General features: G+C 51.0%; 14 protein-coding genes, 3 tRNA genes and 4 pseudogenes. 9 read left to right on the top strand and 12 right to left on the bottom strand.

From position 1 onward, the window contains the following. The first annotated feature begins 401 nt into the window (after positions 1-401). The 6 genes and pseudogenes from ACH0VJ_RS18525 to ACH0VJ_RS18500 all read left to right on the top strand — a co-directional run bounded on the left by ACH0VJ_RS18525 (position 402) and on the right by ACH0VJ_RS18500 (position 6,587). Positions 402-477 (top strand) — tRNA-Asn (locus tag ACH0VJ_RS18525). A gap of 162 nt (positions 478-639) precedes the next feature. After that, complete coding sequence (locus ACH0VJ_RS18520; protein ID WP_001219015.1) at positions 640-1,113, top strand: peptidase; 474 nt, start codon at positions 640-642, stop codon at positions 1,111-1,113. A 477-nt stretch (positions 1,114-1,590) separates the two neighbouring features. Further along, a pseudogene (locus ACH0VJ_RS18515) lies at positions 1,591-2,058 on the top strand (phage integrase N-terminal domain-containing protein); the annotation flags it as partial. An 85-nt stretch (positions 2,059-2,143) separates the two neighbouring features. Then, positions 2,144-2,422: pseudogene (locus ACH0VJ_RS18510) on the top strand (transposase); the annotation flags it as partial. Positions 2,423-3,105: 683 nt separating this feature from the next. Further along, a complete protein-coding gene (locus ACH0VJ_RS18505; RefSeq protein ID WP_077904895.1) occupies positions 3,106-4,800 on the top strand; it encodes an SEL1-like repeat protein in 1,695 nt (564 codons plus the stop codon). 56 nt (positions 4,801-4,856) lie between these two features. Next, positions 4,857-6,587 (top strand): hypothetical protein, encoded by a 1,731-nt coding sequence (locus ACH0VJ_RS18500; RefSeq protein WP_000669108.1) that lies wholly within the window; start codon positions 4,857-4,859, stop codon positions 6,585-6,587. 57 nt (positions 6,588-6,644) lie between these two features. On the opposite strand, the pseudogene ACH0VJ_RS18495 reads toward ACH0VJ_RS18500, so the two are convergent. Then, positions 6,645-6,749, bottom strand: a pseudogene (locus tag ACH0VJ_RS18495) (DUF520 family protein); the annotation flags it as partial. Between the two features lie 47 nt (positions 6,750-6,796). Here ACH0VJ_RS18495 and ACH0VJ_RS18490 point away from each other — a divergent pair. Next, positions 6,797-6,970 (top strand): hypothetical protein, encoded by a 174-nt coding sequence (locus ACH0VJ_RS18490; RefSeq protein WP_000957535.1) that lies wholly within the window; start codon positions 6,797-6,799, stop codon positions 6,968-6,970. Positions 6,971-7,492: 522 nt separating this feature from the next. Here the strand turns inward: ACH0VJ_RS18490 and ACH0VJ_RS18485 are convergent. After that, positions 7,493-8,947 (bottom strand): AMP nucleosidase, encoded by a 1,455-nt coding sequence (locus tag ACH0VJ_RS18485; RefSeq protein ID WP_000428191.1) that lies wholly within the window; start codon positions 8,945-8,947, stop codon positions 7,493-7,495. A gap of 45 nt (positions 8,948-8,992) precedes the next feature. Between ACH0VJ_RS18485 and ACH0VJ_RS18480 the strand changes: the two genes are divergently transcribed. Further along, positions 8,993-9,154 carry a hypothetical protein gene (locus ACH0VJ_RS18480; RefSeq protein ID WP_001536381.1) on the top strand — a complete coding sequence of 54 codons (162 nt, stop codon included), beginning with the start codon at positions 8,993-8,995 and terminating at the stop codon, positions 9,152-9,154. Here the strand turns inward: ACH0VJ_RS18480 and ACH0VJ_RS18475 are convergent. The 4 genes and pseudogenes from ACH0VJ_RS18475 to ACH0VJ_RS18460 form a co-directional block, all read right to left on the bottom strand. Beyond that, on the bottom strand, positions 9,143-9,469 hold the full coding sequence (locus ACH0VJ_RS18475; protein WP_000228159.1) for a DUF1493 family protein: 327 nt from the start codon (positions 9,467-9,469) through the stop codon (positions 9,143-9,145). The two genes, ACH0VJ_RS18480 and ACH0VJ_RS18475, sit on opposite strands and share 12 nt — an antisense overlap. Beyond that, a pseudogene (locus ACH0VJ_RS18470) lies at positions 9,463-9,926 on the bottom strand (STM2901 family protein). The gene ACH0VJ_RS18475 and the pseudogene ACH0VJ_RS18470 overlap by 7 nt, the downstream one beginning before the upstream one ends. 419 nt (positions 9,927-10,345) lie before the next feature. Then, a tRNA-Asn gene (locus ACH0VJ_RS18465) sits at positions 10,346-10,421 on the bottom strand. Between the two features lie 140 nt (positions 10,422-10,561). Beyond that, positions 10,562-12,019, bottom strand: a complete 1,458-nt coding sequence (locus tag ACH0VJ_RS18460) for an EmmdR/YeeO family multidrug/toxin efflux MATE transporter (RefSeq protein WP_001669456.1) — start codon at positions 12,017-12,019, stop codon at positions 10,562-10,564. 159 nt (positions 12,020-12,178) lie between these two features. On the opposite strand from ACH0VJ_RS18460, the gene ACH0VJ_RS18455 reads away from it, so the two are divergent. Continuing rightward, positions 12,179-12,254: transfer RNA gene (locus ACH0VJ_RS18455), tRNA-Asn, on the top strand. Positions 12,255-12,479: 225 nt separating this feature from the next. On the opposite strand, the gene ldtA is transcribed toward ACH0VJ_RS18455, so the two are convergent. The 6 genes from ldtA to ACH0VJ_RS18425 form a co-directional block, all read right to left on the bottom strand. After that, positions 12,480-13,409 (bottom strand): L,D-transpeptidase, encoded by a 930-nt coding sequence (gene ldtA, locus ACH0VJ_RS18450; protein ID WP_001252817.1) that lies wholly within the window; start codon positions 13,407-13,409, stop codon positions 12,480-12,482. Positions 13,410-13,486: 77 nt separating this feature from the next. Then, positions 13,487-14,557, bottom strand: a complete 1,071-nt coding sequence (gene cobT / locus ACH0VJ_RS18445) for a nicotinate-nucleotide--dimethylbenzimidazole phosphoribosyltransferase (protein ID WP_001193983.1) — start codon at positions 14,555-14,557, stop codon at positions 13,487-13,489. A 26-nt stretch (positions 14,558-14,583) separates the two neighbouring features. Further along, entirely contained in the window at positions 14,584-15,327 is a 744-nt protein-coding gene (gene cobS / locus ACH0VJ_RS18440) for an adenosylcobinamide-GDP ribazoletransferase (protein WP_000040003.1), read from the bottom strand. Continuing rightward, on the bottom strand, positions 15,324-15,869 hold the full coding sequence (cobU, locus tag ACH0VJ_RS18435; RefSeq protein ID WP_000973192.1) for a bifunctional adenosylcobinamide kinase/adenosylcobinamide-phosphate guanylyltransferase: 546 nt from the start codon (positions 15,867-15,869) through the stop codon (positions 15,324-15,326). The genes cobS and cobU overlap by 4 nt, the downstream gene beginning before the upstream one ends. Beyond that, positions 15,866-17,386: a cobyric acid synthase gene (locus tag ACH0VJ_RS18430; RefSeq protein WP_000189653.1), complete on the bottom strand. Its 1,521-nt coding sequence runs from the start codon at positions 17,384-17,386 to the stop codon at positions 15,866-15,868. The genes cobU and ACH0VJ_RS18430 overlap by 4 nt, the downstream gene beginning before the upstream one ends. Then, a complete protein-coding gene (locus ACH0VJ_RS18425) occupies positions 17,383-18,198 on the bottom strand; it encodes an energy-coupling factor ABC transporter ATP-binding protein (RefSeq protein WP_000881540.1) in 816 nt (271 codons plus the stop codon). The genes ACH0VJ_RS18430 and ACH0VJ_RS18425 overlap by 4 nt, the downstream gene beginning before the upstream one ends. Positions 18,199-18,200: the final 2 nt, after the last annotated feature.

The following is an 18,200-nucleotide window of genomic DNA, read 5'->3' as shown; positions in this document are numbered from 1 at the left end:
TATGATATTGACGGAAATCTTTTCGCCTGCACCAGAAATTTATCTGCCATTTCCGCTACCGGCGTCAGACTGCCTGTATCAACCATTTTCACAAAATATTTCACGTCTAAAGTTCATTCTACTCCCTGCCCTTAATCTCTACGGCGTTATGTCTCAGAATTATTTGCCAAGTGCCTGCCAGTTTTTCACGTTTCATCAGACGCTGGTACATAGCCATTGCGGTAAGGTCACAGCATTTGACTTGTGCAATTACAGACAAAGTTGCGCCATGCCGGAGCAAAGTAGGAATTAGATCAAAACTTCAACGCTTTGTTGTTTTTGTCAGCAAACAAACGCGCAACCTTATTTCCCCCTTTGACAAGCCGATCGCACATCGTTACTATGCGCCCCGTTCACACGATTCCTCTGTAGTTCAGTCGGTAGAACGGCGGACTGTTAATCCGTATGTCACTGGTTCGAGTCCAGTCAGAGGAGCCAGATTTTAGTTTCGGGACATCCTGGCGAGTCCGGAGACGTTTAAAAAACAAGAAATTATCTTTACCCGGTTGATCTGATAAGGTTTGCCGGGTTTTTTGACATCCATAGTTTTTGGGGCTTAATCGGGCCTCACGGTTCGTTGAGTAAATGGAGCCCCCTCCTATGGCATTAACCGATACCGCTGGCGGCACGCAGACCGATCCGGGTACAGGAAAACCGTCAGAAAATCCACCCGCCGCTCCCAATAAGCCCACTCCACCGAAAGAAGAAACGCCGCCCGGCGCGCCGGAGAAATACGCGTTCACCGCCCCTGAAGGTCAGGAACTCGATACCAGCGCGCTGGCGCAGTTCGAACCAGTGGCGCGTGAACTGAACCTGACGCAGGAGCAGGCGCAGAAGCTGGTGGACGTCTATCCGAAAGTGCTGGCGGGAGTGCAACAACAGCAAGCGGAGTCATGGCAGAAGCAAACAGAAGACTGGGCTGCGGCAGTTAAAGCCGATAAAGACATTGGCGGTGACAAGCTGGCGTCTAATCTTGGCGCAGCTCAGCGGGCTATCGACACGTTCGGTACCAAAGAACTGAAAGAGTATCTCGATGGTACCTGCGCCAGATCTCTGGTCAATGCTGCACCGTGACGGAAGCGATTCCACCCGGCACCTGTTACCACATCAGCGCCTTTTACTTTACGGGCTGCGGCCTGCAAAGACGTCCGGCTTTGCTGCCGCGTGACCGTCAATCTGCGCCAGAATCCGCGATCTTTCGCGCCCGGCACTCAACCGGTGCGTCACTTTCGTCGCGCAAAGCGACAAAGTGACGCACAACCACTACACCGCGCCATGCCCCTGTTTTCGGGGTTCCGGCGTTCATTCCCGAATCTGACACGCCTTTTTGGGGCCGCTGTCAGCAAGAAAGAAGAGAAAAAGATCGATACCGAGGGGGGGGGGGCTGATGCCCCGGAGAATTTCTGCTCACGCAGGCAGCCTGTACCGCGTACAGTCTGAAACTCCCTATACCTCAACAAACTGCCACTCCGGCGTAAAGGTATCGTTCTGGCGCAGCCAAAGAGCATACGCCGGAGACTGTTTGTGTTCTCAAAATCACAGGAGAAGTGTATGGGCAAGTTAGGTGGTGAAATGAAGGCACTGGCAAAGCACTGTGGCGGTAGCCATAAAACGGTGAACGATTGCATTCATATCGTGCAGCGTTTCGATCACCACTTACGGGCTTTGAACGTCCATATCCAGCGGGTTGCGCAGATTAAGGTGCGCCACATTGAAAGCTATATTCATGAAAGGTTGGCGCAGGGGATCGGCAAACGCACGCTGCAAAATGAAATGGCCTCGCTGCGCGCTGTTCTGCAACAGGCCGGGCGTAAACAGGTGGCAGAGCATGAGTGGCTGACTAATAAATCGCTGGGTCTGGCTGGTGCATCGCGCAGCGGGACGCGACAGGCGATCACGCCGGAACATTATCATCATGTGCTGGAGACGGCCCGCATGAAAGATCCGGGACTGGCGGCGGCGCTGGAACTGGCGAGGCTGATGGGCTTACGTTCACAGGAAGCGGTGCAGAGCGTGCAATGGATCTGGGGCATGGGGACGGGCGTGGGCGGTATGTGGCGCAGGTGTATGGGCAAATTTGACAGCTGGCTAAGAGCGAGCAGCGGATGGAGCAGGTTACCACCGTTCACAGTTAGTGAAAGACTGGGCGGAGGTGGTAAATATCAGGCTGCATTACCTTCCCCCTTACAGTCCAAACCTGAATCCGATAGAACGAATGTGGAAATTAATGAACGAACATGCCCGGAATAATCGCTACTTCAGCAGTACGCGAGAGTTCAGGGACGCAATATCTGTCTTTTTTAACCAGAGGCTGCCGGATATAGCGGACTCACTGACATCCCGAATTAAAGATCACTTTCAGGTGCTCACTCCCGCATCTTGAGGTTTATTGGGTATATAATCGTTAATAATCATCAGCGCGTTATTATCAAATTAAAAACAACGCGCTCGTAATACTTAAATTATTCTTACTGGTAACTGAAGAAAACTCTCTCCTGCCAGAATATGCTCCTCGCATCCTTTACATTAACTCTTTGTTTCTATAGCATGAAATAAGTTTCAGGGAGTTATTATTCATACAAGGAGAACATCTTGAAGAAAATATTCATAACAATTATAGTTTCATTATATTGCGCGAATATATGTGCAAAACAATCCCCCAGTACAGAATCCAAACCCGTTAATTTCATCGCCCAAATTGAAAATATCGATTTTAATAAAACCGCCATTAGCAGTGACCTGAAACTTTTACTCGCCGACCGTTATTATTTTAAAGATAAAACACCCTGTAATACTAATACCCTTTCTGCGCGCGCAGAATCAATGGGACTGACGACAGAAGAATATATTAATAAAATACGCAGTTTAAGACCGGCTATTCTCGATGACCGTTATTTTTACCTGACGGTCGATCAGTGCGATGCTGGCGGCACGCCCATGCTGACTGGAATCGAGCTATGTACCGAAGCGCTGTGCGGTGCCGAATACATGAAAAGATCGTCTGACTTGTGGCTGGATGATGAACTGCAACCGACGGTTAAACGTCAGGCAACAACAGTAGTCCATATGCCCCTCCCCTATGACAAAGAGAAAAAATTATGGAAAGTCACCGGCTGGTATCTGGAATCCTCAGAAGAAACAGGGGAGGTGATGCAGAGTAAACAGATAGCCTTTGAAGGCTATACCAACGAAGAAAACTTCGCTAACCGACAACGTGTTTCTGTATTTAAATCTTTCTATGAAAGCGGCAATCTCAAAAATATTTATCATTATAATGCGCAAAATAAGCGTGACGGAAAAGCTGAAACTTACTTTGATGAAAAAGACAAAATAGCGGAAACGCTGACGTTTAAAGATGGTCAACCCGAAGGGGAATACATCGTATACCATGAAAACGGAGCCGTTGAAAGTAAACGTTACTTTGCCCAAGGTAAAATTAAAGATGGCGAATGCCCACATTTTTATGATAACGGCGTTTTAAAACAAAAACACAGCTATTTAAATCAGAAACTGGAAGGCCCGGCATTTGAATATTTCCCTGATGGGAAAATAAAGGGGAAATATTCATACAGAAAAGGCACCATTGTCGGTACCAGTACGGAATATTATTCTACCGGTAAAATTCGTGGTGTTTACCACAGAAATAACCAAGGTGAAAACGACGGAACGTTCGAACAATACAGTGAAGAGGGCAAACTCCTTTCTAAAGCGACTTATAAAAATGGCAAACAGCTTTCTGCTCAGAGCTGGTATGGAAATGGGCATCCCAAAGAAGAATCCTCTTTTGATAGTGAAGGCCGTAAACATGGTGCGGTCAAAGAATGGTTCAGCAACGGAAAGCCTGCCTCATCCAAAATGTATAAACATGATGTGTTAGACGGGGATTCCGAAAAGTGGTACGAAAATGGTCACCGCGAATCAGTCTATCCCTATAAAAACGGTATGCTAAATGGGGATGCTAAGCACTGGAATGAACAGGGCAAACTCACCTATACCACCGAATATAAAGACGATAAAAAGCAGGGAGCCGATCGCCGCTGGAGCGAACGTACCGGTAAACTTGTTGAAGAGGTTATGTTTGCTAATGATGAAAGAAACGGCCTGAAAAGAGAGTTTAACGATCGTACGGGTAAGGTCTTAAGTGCGCTGCCCTATGTCGATGGCGACAAGGAAGGTACAGAAGAAGCCTATGATGAAGACGGCATAAAATACATCCGTTGTTACCACAACGATGAAGAGCTTTCAGAGCTATATGCGCCGACTGACGTCACCAATAAGGCAAAGCAGGGTGACAGCACTGCGCAATATCATTTAGGTAAGTATGAGTTTGAATGCACAAACTACGATGCGGCGATGAAATGGTTAACTCAGTCCGCAGAGCAAAATCATCCCGGCGCGCTTCTCTTTTTGGCCTATGCGTACAACGACGGTGATGGCGTAACGCAAGACAGCAAAAAATATCTCTCCTATTTATTCAAAGCGGCAGAGCTTGGCGAAAGTGATGCGCAGTTAGAAGTGGGATATTTAAATCTTATCGGCGAAGGAATGCCGAAAAACCTGCCGGAAGCCTATAAGTGGATTAAAAAATCCGCTGACCAGGGAAATGCTCAGGCGCACTATAACCTTGGACTCATGTACAGGAATGGTGATGGCGTTGAGAAAGACCTCAACAAAGCCAAACTTCATCTTACAGCGGCGGTAAAAGGCGGCGTCAAACCTGCACTGGCAGCCTTAAAGGAATTAACGCCTCAAACTAAGTAAATATGACTTTGCTGTAAAGAGGCTATTCAAACGGAACTGAAAGGATACACGTTGCTATGAAATTTAAATTCGCCACATTACTCACAGCCGCCACGGTTTTTTACTCTTATCAGAGCGTTGCACAAAGTCAGCAATCGCCTGATGTCTGGTCAGTTGTCGAACAGAAACTGCAAAATGCCGTCCCTTTAAATGAAAACACCACTTTTAAATCGCAGGCAGCCTGGTTTGAATTACACAGGGAACTGTTTATGTACGGCCCGATGAGCCGTGCGGATGCATTACTGAAAAAGCTGGACACACAATCGAATGATGCGAAGTTTTCGCTAAACCATGAGGCCTCGTGGATCGCTGAAAATAATAGCCCGGATGCCGCGATGATTTTCCTGTCCAAAATTGGTCTCGATAAACCGTCGAGCATTACCGCCTACGAGAGCTACGTTGATGGCTGGGTTAATCGCAAACAGCCTGAAAAAGCCTTAGCCCTTCTTAGCAAAAATGCCGACGCGAGGAATTTTTATTTAGCCACGGTTTTAAAATCCTGGCACTCAGATCCTGATAAAACCGTCGCTATTTATAATGAAAATTACGCTGATAAAATTGTTGTTCCTTATACTCAGCTAAAAATGCTGCTTATTATTGCGAAGCAGTACCATGCCAAGGGCGACACCGCAAAGGCGTTGGTTTACGCAGATAGCGCGCTGAAAATGTTTGATACGGCTATTGTTCAACAACCGAGTGCTGAAGCCTACCGTTATCAGGAGTATCTCGACCTGATGGAGATCTATTACGCCACGGGTAATAAAGAGAAGGCGATGGCGTTGTCTGCGAGATTGCGCAAAGCAACCGGCAATAAAGGAAGCTATTTCCAGTATTCATTACCGGGATTGCTCTCTTTTTATAAGAAAAACGAGCTGACACAGAATTATCAGGAGACGCTTTCAACCTATGTGACGCAGGTCGATAAAATATTCAATTTTGCCCCTTCGCCGCGCATTGAAATGGAGCTGATTGATTTATTAAGCAAGCTTGATGATGTTGCGCTGATGAATAAGCGTATCGATTTGCTGATGAGCGCGCCGGAATATACCTGCTACGACGACAGGTATTGCTACGAGTACAAAATCAAAGCGCTGAAGAATCTCTTTCAGCATAAGCAGAATGCTGTGGCGGAAAAGCATATCGCAACCCTCTCCGCCGAGGCGCAAACCCTGACGTTCGCCGAATGGGAAGATGCAACAAATGAAATGGGTGAAGTACTCAAAGAAATTGGTCATCCTGAGGCAGCGCAAAAATTAGCCGTCAGCGCCGAGGCGATTTACCTCAGCCAAGCAAAAGCCTGGCCTGATGAAGATATGTCGCGTTCCTTTCAAAGACTTGCGGAGCTTTACGGCTATGGCAACGACACGGTGAATGCCAAACGGGTGTTACACCAGCACGTTCCCTCTCTCGAAGAGGAGGCGATGATCGACCACCACATGAATGCAAAACAGTGGAGTCAGGCAAGGGAATTGATGATTAACGCAGATAGGGTCGATAATAAAAACCTGATGCTGTTACGCCAGATTTGTTCTGAAAACACGCCCGAGTGTCAGGAACATATTACCTTTACGCTGAAAAAATTAACCACGCAGGCGTCGATTACCCGCCAGGACGACACCGGTAATCAGCAGCTTTATCAGATTGGGAATATTTTTCACAGATTGGGTATCATACCGGGAGCGGAACAGCAGGCGCTGATTCAGGCGTTGTATAACAAGGCCGCAGAGACTAAAAAAGCCACGCCTTAATCGATTTACCCGCCCGGCCACCTTTCTCACATGCGGGAAGGCGGCGGGCGGGAAAAATCAATCGCGGAAGTTTTTGAACTGGAACGGCTGGCCCAAATTGCCGCCGCGCACCAGCGCCATCGCTGCCTGCAGATAGTCGCGGGATTTACCGGTCACACGCACTAACGTAAATTCGAATCCAAACCCACAGAGATTACCGCAAGATATTAATGTTGACCCAACACCGCCTGCCGGAAGACCCGCGCTGGAACGCTCTGCACGAGGAGTTCAGCTTTGACGACGACGACAACCTGCTGGGCATGAACATGCCGCCCGAAGGTGGCGAGCATCAGGCGAAAGTCAAAGGCGACCGCCTGTTGCTACAGGGCAGACCACCACTATGAGTACGACGAGTTCGGCAATCCCATCGCTGACCGCTGGGGCAAGGCGCAGTGCCGGGAGCACCGATTTGAATGGAACGGCGAGCACCGGCTGGTGCGCTTTACCGACGTGCGCCACTATGATGATGAAGGCTTTCCGCGCCACTCGTGGCGCTATGAGTTCGATAATGGCGTGACCACCCTATATCCCTGTCCGACGCGAAAATCCTCAGTATCAAGCCTTCTGATAACCCCTTTAAGCTGATCGATTCTCACGGTCGGTATCTGCTTGTTAATCCGGGCTTGTGGGTCCAGGCGCTCAAGGAGCGTGAAGTGTGGCGCAATGTTTTCGCCTTCCGGCGCGTTTCCTGGCATAGACGCGGTTATCGGCGACAGGTATCCGGCGATGGTGATGAAGCTCGCGGCACAATAAGGCCTTAGCGGGATGCAGAATCGCCTCCCGCTAAGGCCTTATTGTGCCGCTTTTCATATCACATAAATACGCCTCTTCCACTCCTGTCCAACAGCAGGCGACAGCTCATTTCGTTAGCGAAACGGTGGCTCATTAAACGTGCGTAATTTACGTGAGTGCAAACGATCACCTTCTGCGCGTAGTAAATCAATAGCACGAATACCAATTTGCAAATGTTCTGAAATAGCCCCCTCATAAAACCGGTTTGCCTGCCCGGGCAGTTTAATTTCACCGTGTAAAGGTTTGTCAGAAACACAAAGCAGCGTGCCGTAAGGCACGCGGAAGCGATAGCCCTGGGCTGCAATCGTCGCGCTCTCCATATCAATCGCGACCGCGCGGCTAAGGTTGAATCGCAGCGCCGATGCGGAATAACGAAGCTCCCAGTTACGATCATCCGTGGTGACGACTGTTCCCGTGCGCAGTCGCTGTTTCACCTCTTCGCCGGGCATTCCGCTAACCGCTTTGGTAGCGTCGTACAGCGCACGCTGTACTTCCGCAATGCTTGGAATAGGAATATCAGGCGGCAGAACAGCATCCAGCACATGATCATCGCGTAAGTAGGCATGGGCCAGCACATAATCACCAATCGCCTGACTTTCTCGTAACCCTCCACAGTGCCCAATCATAAGCCAGACGTCAGGCCGCAACACGGCCAAATGGTCGCAAATCGTTTTAGCATTTGAAGGGCCGACACCGATATTTACCAGCGTAATCCCCTGCCCATCTGCCGTTACCAGGTGCCAGGCGGGCATCTGATGCTTCTTCCAGGCCAGATCGGAAATAGCCTCTTCCGGCGCTTCCGTTTCTGCCGTGATCCAAATTCCGCCGGCACAGGAAAGCGCGATATAGGGACTGTCAGGATCAAGAATTTGGCTGCATCCCCAGCGCACAAACTCATCGACATAGCGGGTGTAGTTGGTAAACAAAACGAAGGGCTGAAAATGTTCAACCGGCGTACCGGTATAGTGCCGTAACCGGGCCAACGAGAAGTCAACACGACGCGCGTCGAAGTGCGATAGCGGATAGAATTCGCCGGGGTGGAACAGACCGTCTGCCGTCTCATCGCCAATCTGCGCCAGTTCTGTGGTAGGAAAATGGCGCGTTAGCCCGGCGCTCATAGAACGATCCAGCGTCAGAGCCGAGCCATCGATCACATAAGGATACGGGATCTCATGGTGCGAGGCCTCTACCGCAATATGCGCGCCATAATCATGGTAAACGAGGTTAAGCTGTTCCAGAAGATAAGCGCGAAATAGCGCAGGCCGCGTAACGGTAGTGGTATAACAGCCAGGATGAGTAAAGCGTCCAAAAGCGCGTGTTTTAGGCGGGTTCGGTGTCGCGCCATCCCAGCTTACAGACAGCGAAGGATAAACAAACAGTCCATTAAGCCTGGCGTGGGGATCGGGCAGCGTACCGTTATCAACATAGTCAGCGATGGCTTCACGGAGCGCGTTAACCGACTGCTCGTATAGCTCCTCCAGGCGATCCAGCGCCTGCTCGGGCGTCAGGTTTGTGCCTTTATTTTCCATATTATTCTCCTTAGCGTTCACAGGTGAGGCACGTCATTCGATAGTATGACAGCAAAGGAGGAAACTAAAGGGGTTAGCGTAGGGGTGGCGACAGTAAACATGAACCCTTTAAAAAGAAAAGAGAACTATCTTAGCGCCACCATCATCGCTCAAAAAGAAGGGTACTGGTACAGCCATTTGTTAAGTTCATTACAATTAGTCATATAACCATTTCCCGGCTTTTGCTGACTCGATCAGCATGCTGATAGTGAAATCTGGGACGGGTACAGGTTCCGTTTTCTTGAACGGATGCCATGAAAAAGGGTGATTAGGAAAATAGGTTTCTATTCTGAAGTTACCTCGCTCGACATTGAGTTTCTCGAAGAATTTATTCATGAGATCTTCGGCTTCAAGTTCATCAATGCTCAGATCAGTATCAAGGTCAATCTCTGGTGTTAATTCCACTTGCTTAATGTTGAACAGATATGTGCCAGCATAAGGCCGTACAAGCTCGTAAACTTGCTGTTCAATATTGTCTACCATAACTTATCATTGCCCCGAGCAATGGTATTGTAGTCGCGTATAGTGAGATATGTTATTTGTGACACATCTGCGGCAAGGATAATTTCCCCGATCAAAGGAATGAAACGTCCAACAAACGGCGCAATGTTACGAACCATAACACGTCTGGCTGTCCACGGGGTGTAACCGCCTAACCATGTCGGAAGGAATATTCCAAAGGGAAATTTTGACTTTTTAAACACTGCACGTGCAGTCCTGGACGCGTATGATGTGCCTTTAGTCGCTCCAGCGGGTTTCGCCCTTGTCCAAAGATTATTACGACCTGATGCCAAAGCAACAACAGCCCCGAAATCTGCAACACCAATCCCAAACTGGCTTGCGGTATTCTCACAAAAAATCATAACAGAAGTTCGGCAGCAGTCAGATTGGATTTTCCTGCATAGAAGTATGTTCCATTTAGTTCTTCTACTGTATCCATTAGAAACTCTATAGTTACTATTTTGGTTTACTTATTGTACATCCTTGTTTCGAATGAAAGAAATCAATCTTTTGGGAAAGAACGGATCAAGATCACTGGAAATATCTGAAATCAGATGAAAGAGACAGTCGCGATTCCCACCAGGGGCATCACCTGGCAAGCTTGTGTGATCGCTCCGTTTGAACCGAACACATCTATATGTCAGCATACTGATACGGGTTTGATCTTGCGGATAGCGGTATCGGTTAATGCCATACGTGGGGGCTCCATTTTCTCAGCGAACCGCGAGGCCCCGATTAAGCCCCTAAAAACTATGGATGTCAAAAAACCCGGTAAACCTTCTCAGGTCAACCGGGTAAAGATAATTTATTGTTTTTTAAACGTCTCCGGACTCACCAGGATATCCCGAAACTAAAATCTGGCTCCTCTGACTGGACTCGAACCAGTGACATACGGATTAACAGTCCGCCGTTCTACCGACTGAACTACAGAGGAATCGTGTGAACGGGGCGAATATTAACGAGGTGCCCCTGGCTTGTCAAAGCCTGTTTTCACAAAAAAAGTTCGTTTGCTGCTTTATTCCACACTTCGGTTAAAATTCACCGTTTCCTGATGATTTTCACAGCAAAAAGCGCTTACTCCCTCTTTACGCGCGGGTATCTCCACAGCCAGCGCCCGCTTATCAGACGCCAGTAAAACAGTGCGCCACGCACGGCCCAGTCAAGAAACATCCCCAGCCAAACCCCTACAACCCCCATACCCAGCACAATACCAAGCGTATACCCTGCCACAACGCGACAGCCCCACATCCCCAGCATCGATACCCACATCGCAAATCGCACATCGCGCGCGCCTTTAAAACCCGACGGCAACACCCACGCGGCCGCCCAAATTGGCATAAAGGCAGCATTAAGCCAGAGCAGAACTTTCACTACCTCTTTTACGTCCTGCTCCTGGGTATAAAATGAGGCAAACAGACCCGCAAACGGCGCCGTCCCCCAGGCAATTGCCGTAAGTACGATAGTCGACATCCAGAATACATGGCGCAGTTGACGCTCTGCCTGACCAATTTGCCCGGTACCAAGACGCTTACCGGTGATAATAGTCGACGCCGAACCAAGGGCGTTACCCGGCAGGTTGATAAGCGCCGCCACGGAAAAGGCAATAAAGTTACCCGCAATAACGTTAGTGCCCATTCCGGCGACAAACATTTGCGTCAGTAGCTTGCCACCGTTGAACAGCACTGATTCAATGCTCGCCGGAATACCGATACCCATCACTTCCCAGATAATGCCGAAATTCAGCGGCTTCAGATAGCTTTTCAGCGGAATGCGCAGCGCCGGATTAAAACCAATCATCAGCACCCAAATAATCGCTACCGCGCCGATGTAGCGCGAAATGGTTAATCCCAGCCCCGCGCCGGCAAAACCCAGCCCTTGCCAGGAGAAAGCCCCGTAAATCAGGATGCTGCTGATAATAATATTGAGAATGTTCATCCCGCCGTTAATCATCAACGGGATTTTCGTATTCCCTGCCCCACGCAGCGCGCCGCTACCGATTAGCGCAATTGCCGCAGCCGGATAACTCAGCACCGTCAGTTCAAGGTACGTTAACGCCAGCCCCTTTACTTCTGGCGTCGCCTCGCCTGCGACAATATTAATAATTTCACTGCCGAAATAATGAATGACCACTGCCAGCACAACGGCAAATAGCGTCATAATCACCAGCGACTGGCGCGCCGCCGCCCTTGCGCGTCGCCTGTCGCGCTTGCCGAGGCTAAAGGCGACCACCACCGTAGTACCAAGATCGATAGCCGCAAAAAAAGCCATAATTACCATATTAAAACTGTCGGCAAGCCCCACGCCCGCCATTGCTTCCTTGCCCAGCCAACTGACGAGAAAAGTACTGAGCACGCCCATTAGCAAAACACAGGTATTTTCCAGAAAAATAGGGATAGCAAGTGGGGTGATTTCACGCCAGAACAACACTTTGTAGCTCTTGCGTTTGGCATACCAGGGCGTACGGACGACAGCCTGGCGTAAGGCAGTGGAGACGTTCAAAATGGACCTTAAAGAAGAGAGTTGAAACCACATTTCAATAATGAGCGAGAAATCGTAAGGCTGCAAAGCTTTTTGCAGAAAAAATGTCTGCAAATGCAACAAAGTGATGAGATAACCCGCAATCGAATCTGTAAGAGGTTAAATGGGGTTTGACAAAAATTTTTCCGCCGCTAATATACGACCCCACACGATTCCTCTGTAGTTCAGTCGGTAGAACGGCGGACTGTTAATCCGTATGTCACTGGTTCGAGTCCAGTCAGAGGAGCCAGATTTTAGTTTCGGGACATCCTGGTGAGTCCGGAAACGTTCAAAAAATAAGAACTTATCTTTACCCGGTTAACCTGATAAGGTTTGCCGGGTTTTTTGACACCCATAGTTTTTGAGGGCTTAATCGGGGGCCTCACGGTTCGTTGAGAAAATGAAGCCCCTGCCATGACACTCACTACTAATACAGATACTCCAGCCCATGAAAACCAGCAATGTGGCAGGATATTTAAAGGCCAGACCTGCCCGCGCTAATGTTGACCGGCATTCCGGAACGGCGCTCCAGCACCTCATTAACCCGCGAAGTATCAACGTCATCCCCTTTGATAAACGTGCGCAGCACTGGCGTAACGGGCAATGGAACTTTTTTGTCTGACTCAAATTCAGCACGGTTACGAGAAAGCGGTTCGTGTACCTCCAGCCAACGACTGCCATCCGGCTCTACCGAAAATTTAACGGGCCTGTCGATAATCTGAACGCGGGTTCCTACAGGAACATGGTCGAATAAATATTTAATATCGTCATTGCGTAAACGGATACAGCCCTGACTGACGCGAAGGCCAATGCCAAAGTTAGCATTAGTGCCATGGATGGCATATAACCTGCCGATATATATTGCGTATAGCCCCATAGGGTTATCCGGCCCCGCAGGCACCATCGCGGGCAGCGTTTTTCCCTCTTTAGCATATTCCCGACGCGTATTAGCCGTTGGCACCCAAACCGGGCCATCTTGTTTGCGTTCAACCGCAGTTACCCAGTTGCGCGGCGTTTCACGGCCAGCCTGACCAATACCAATGGGTAGCACCTCAACCGTATTCGTGCCTGCGGGATAATAATAAAGGCGCATCTCGGCGACGTTTACCACAATACCTTCACGAACGGTGTCAGGCAGAATCAACTGCTGCGGCACTACCAGTGTGGAACCAGACTGAGGTAAAAACACATCCACGCCGGGATTCGCTTCAAGCATATTACTCAGCCCCTGACCATAGCGGGCGGCAAATGACTCTAAGGGCTGAGTATTGTTCTGCGGTACGGCGATTGTGACAGGCTGTCCTACCAGACGACTGCCTTCGGGCGGCAACGGATAGCTTATAGCCAGCGAGAAATGGCTTACCAACAAGACGAAAAACGGAAAAAAAGGTGTGATACGACGCATTATATCCCTTCCTTTGTCGCGGCAGGTGTGCGTTAAGTATAGCTTTTTTCTCACATGGCTGATGTTGTGCGCCCGGGTTATGTTGCGTTTGCGTTCCCCTCCGGCAGGACAATATTACTGGCCGCCAACTCCCCCATGTTGTGGAACATGGCGCACGCGGCTTCCACGATCGGCATCGCCAGCGCCGCGCCGCTTCCTTCACCTAACCGCATCGCCATATGCAAATAGGGTTCCATAGACAAATGCGCGAGCGCGATGCGGGCGCCCTTTTCCGCCGAAAAGTGCGACGGGATCAGATAAGGTCTCACCGCAGGCGCAATCTGACAGGCCGCCAGCGCTGCCGAGTAGGAAAGAAAGCCATCCAGCAATACGGGTAAGCCACACCTTGCCGCGCCAAGCATCACGCCGGTCATCCCGACCAGATCAAAACCACCCACCTTCGACAACACATCAATGCCGTCGCGCGGATTGGGCTGATTAATCGCAATCGCCCGCCGCACGACGTCCACTTTATTATCGATGCGGGAAGGCGGAAGATTCGCGCCAATCCCCACCACCTCTTTTGCATCACTTCCTGTAAAAACGCTGACCATCGCGGCGGCTGGCGTAGTGTTCGCCATTCCCAGCTCCCCTACGCCAAATAAGGTCACGCCGCGTTGCGCCAGGTCGCAGGTGTAGCGGGAAACCTCCAGCAAAAGCGCCTCAGCCTGCAAGCGACTCATCGCCGGGCCAACGGCAATATTTCCGCAGCCGCGCGCGACGCGCATATTAACTACGCCAGGAATAGGTTCGGCATCAATACCGACATCAATGACATGCACCTTCGCACCGGCCTGAGCGGCAAGCACGCATACGCCGGTTGTTCCCCGCGTCATATTCGCCGCCTGAATCGCCGTCACGATTTTGGGCGAAACCGCTACGCCTTCATCCCAGACGCCATGGTCGGCGCACATCACCAGCACCGCCTTTTCACCTACCTGCGGCGTACCGTTAAGACCCGGCATACCCGCGAGCTGAACGGCTAAGGTTTCCAGTCTGCCCAGGCTGCCCGGCGGTTTGAGCAGGCCGTCAATATGTTGCTGCGCACGCGCCATCGCCTCGGCGTCCGGCGCAGGAATGTCACGGAGTAAAGCGTGTAGTGTCTGCATAAGATGTCTCGTCCGTAATAATCGGCTCATAACAGAGCCAGCAGAAAGATCAATTCACCAAGTTCGATCGCCGCGCCCAGCGTATCGCCGGTTTGACCGCCAAGCGTACGTTTAAGCAACTGGCCAAGGATGAAAATCGCCGCGCATGTGACCACCATTGCGGCCAACCCTTGCATACCAGGCAGTAATACCGTGGCGATGATTATCGCCAATCCCAGAGTAATGCAGGTTTGCCGTCCGCTGACTTTACCGATAAATACATTGCCAAGCCCCTCTTCACGGGCGTAGCGATGACGGTACATCAATAAAACGGCGCTGCCGCGCCCAGCCGCACAGGCCGCTGCCAGCGCCGCCAACATTGGCGTTCCACGTAACGCCAGTTCGCTGACCACCAGAATTTTTGCCAGTAGCACAAAAATAAGCGCCAGCCCGCCATGGGTTCCCAGACGACTATCGCGCATAATCTCCAGCATTCGCTCACGGCGGCGCGCGGAAAAAATACCATCGCAGGTATCGGCCAGCCCATCCAGGTGAAAACCACCGGTCAGCAGCGCCAGCGCCAGAATACAGAACAACGCCGCTAGCGGAATACCGCACCAGGATTGCAGGAGGATGAAAATCAGGCCGCTTACGCCCCCCAGAATCAACCCGATAAAGGGAAACATCACGATCCCACGCGAATATTGCTCGAAATCCAGTCCCTGCGACCAGCGTGACGGCACGGGCAAGCGGCTAATAAAAGCGAGCATGGCCCAAAACAGCTTACTCATTTAATTTTGACTCCAATACCTGAGACCACCAGCCAGACCTCATCCGCCGCTGCCGCCAGTCGTTGGTTGACCCGACCGGCAATATCACGAAAATGGCGCGCCAGACGGTTTTCCGGGACGATCCCCATTCCCACCTCATTTGTCACCAGTACCACTTTCGCCGGGCAGCGCTGGCAGGCTGCAATTAAAATCTGAATTTCATCGTCAATGGCGCGCTCCATCGCCGCATAATCCCACTGTTCGGGATCGTTTGCGCCTCCCAGCGCAAACAGCAGATTCGTCACCATGGTGGTAATACATTCCAGTAAAATCGCGTCGTCAGGGGCAAGATCCGCGGTAATCAACGTATCAAGATGCCGCCAGCATTCTGCGGTCCGCCAGTGTGCCGGCCTGCCATCTTTATGATGCTGAATTCTCGCCGCCATCTCGTCATCAAGAATCTGCGAGGTGGCGATATACAGTACCTGCGGCGCATCGCCAATTAAGGTTTCAGCATGACGGCTTTTACCACTACGCGCCCCGCCCGTCACCAGAATCATCATACCGGCTCCTGATGTTGTTGCATGATGCTATAAATTTTATCAATATCAATATGTTGCCGCATCGCTTCCGCCAGCAGATCAAATTGCCGCGCTTTATGATCCGCATAACAAAAAGTCGTTTCCCACGGCGCAAACCCTTTTCGCGCCCGTAACCCATTGACCACCGCACGGGTAAACGCATCGCTGTCAAACAGGCCATGAAGGTAAGTGCCAAACGCCAGTCCGTCGGCGGTGACCGCGCCATCCGCCATAGAGCATCCATTTTTCTGTAACGTCATGGCCGTACAGCATCCTTCCTGCAGCACCGTTTCCCCCATGTGAATTTCATAACCGCGTACCGGTAGCCCCGCCGCGGCAGCCAGCCAGCCGGGCAGCTCGCCTGACATTGTCGCGTTAACCTGCGTCGTGGTTTTATCCTGTGCAAAGCGAGTGATTGTATTAAGCAGCCCCAGGCCCGGCTGCGTACCCAGCCCCGACTCCACCTCATCCACAATGGTGTCGCCCAGCATCTGGTAGCCGCCGCAAATCCCCATCACCGGCACGCCCTGCCGATGTGTCTGCAATACCGCATCCGCCATCCCGCTTTCGCGCAGCCAGGCGAGGTCGCTCAGCGTATTCTTACTGCCCGGCAGGATCACCAGATCAACGTCTGCCAACGCTTCCGGGCGGCGAATATAGCGTATGCGCACATCCGGCTGCGCCGCCAGAGCGTTAAAATCCGTAAAGTTAGAAATATGTGGCAGTTGCACAATGGCAATAGTGATATCACGGGGGGCGTTACCGCGATATTTATCGTTTTGCAGCGCGACGCCATCTTCATCTTCCAGATCCACATCCAGCCACGGCATCACTCCCAGGATCGGGACGCCGGTAAGCGATTCGATTTGTTCGATACCGGAATAGAGTAGCGCCACGTCGCCGCGGAATTTGTTGATAATGACGCCCTTTACTCTGTCACGCTCCTGTTTATGCAGCAGCGCCAGCGTGCCATAAATAGCGGCGAATACGCCGCCCCGGTCGATATCCGCCACCAGAATAACCGGACACTGGGCCATTTCCGCCATTCCCATATTGACGATATCGCGATCGCGCAGATTGATTTCCGCCGGGCTTCCGGCGCCTTCCAGCACAATAACGTCATATTCCTGCGCCAGACTGTTATAGACCGCAAGGATTTGCTCACGCAAACGCGGTTTATAGTCATGGTAACTCACCGCATCCATATTGGTCGCCACTTTCCCCATCAGCACGACCTGCGCCTGACGATCGCTGGTCGGTTTGAGCAGCACCGGATTCATACGCACATCTGGCGTGATCCCCGCGGCTTCCGCCTGAAAAATCTGCGCCCGCCCCATCTCTTTACCATCCGGCGTAATACCAGAATTAAGCGCCATATTTTGCGATTTAAACGGCGCGGTACGCAGACCATCCTGATAAAAAATGCGGCATAAACCCGCCGCCAGCACACTTTTGCCGACGTCGGATGCCGTCCCCTGCAACATAACTGCCTGCGTCATGACGCCTCCCTGAATGCGCACTTTTGCATTCGATGAAAAAACTCCGTTTCTGTTTTACACAGCGGCAGTCCCAGTTGAGTATGAAGTTTGACCAGCCAGGGCTGGGTTAGCCCCGCGTGTTCCATCGCTTCCGTACACGCGAAAACCTCGCCAGGCGCGCCATGCATCAGGATCTGGCCCTGGCGTAATACGTATACGGCATCGCTAATTTCATAAATAAGATCGATATCATGGCTGGAGATAATGACATGATTTCCCTGCGCCACAATCCGCCTGATGATAGCAAGCATCTGAGTGCGCCCAGCGGGATCGAGACCAGCAGTGGGTTCATCCAGCAATAGATAGCGCGCCTGTAGCACCAGCGCTCCGGCGATAGCCACACGTTTTTTTTGCCCATGACTCAAACACTGAATGGGCTGATGGCGAAAATGTTGGGCGTCAACCAGCGTTAGCGCCTCGTCGACGCGGCGCGTGATTTCCGCCTCCGGCACCCCCAAATTACGTAAACTAAACGCAATGTCGCTATCGATATCAGTATAAAAAATCTGCTGTTCAGGGTCCTGAAAAACCGTCGCAACTTGCTGGCGCAGCGCCAGTAGTCCGCGCTTGCTGTAATCCAGCGGTTTTCCCTGCCACAACACGGCCCCTTTTTGCGGACGCAACAGGCCGCTCAGGTTCATAAAAAGCGTAGACTTCCCACAGCCGTTCGCGCCCACCAAACCGGTAACAGGCGAAAGCGAAAAATCCAGATTTAACCCTTTAAGTACCGGCTCATCCTGATAACGAAACCACAGGTCTGAAGTGGCAAGCATAA

It is taken from the genome of Salmonella sp. 2020_1459 (assembly GCF_043847915.1).
In the GTDB taxonomy this organism is placed as follows: Bacteria; Pseudomonadota; Gammaproteobacteria; order Enterobacterales; family Enterobacteriaceae; genus Salmonella; species Salmonella enterica.
This window is presented reverse-complemented; position numbering and strand designations above follow the sequence as displayed.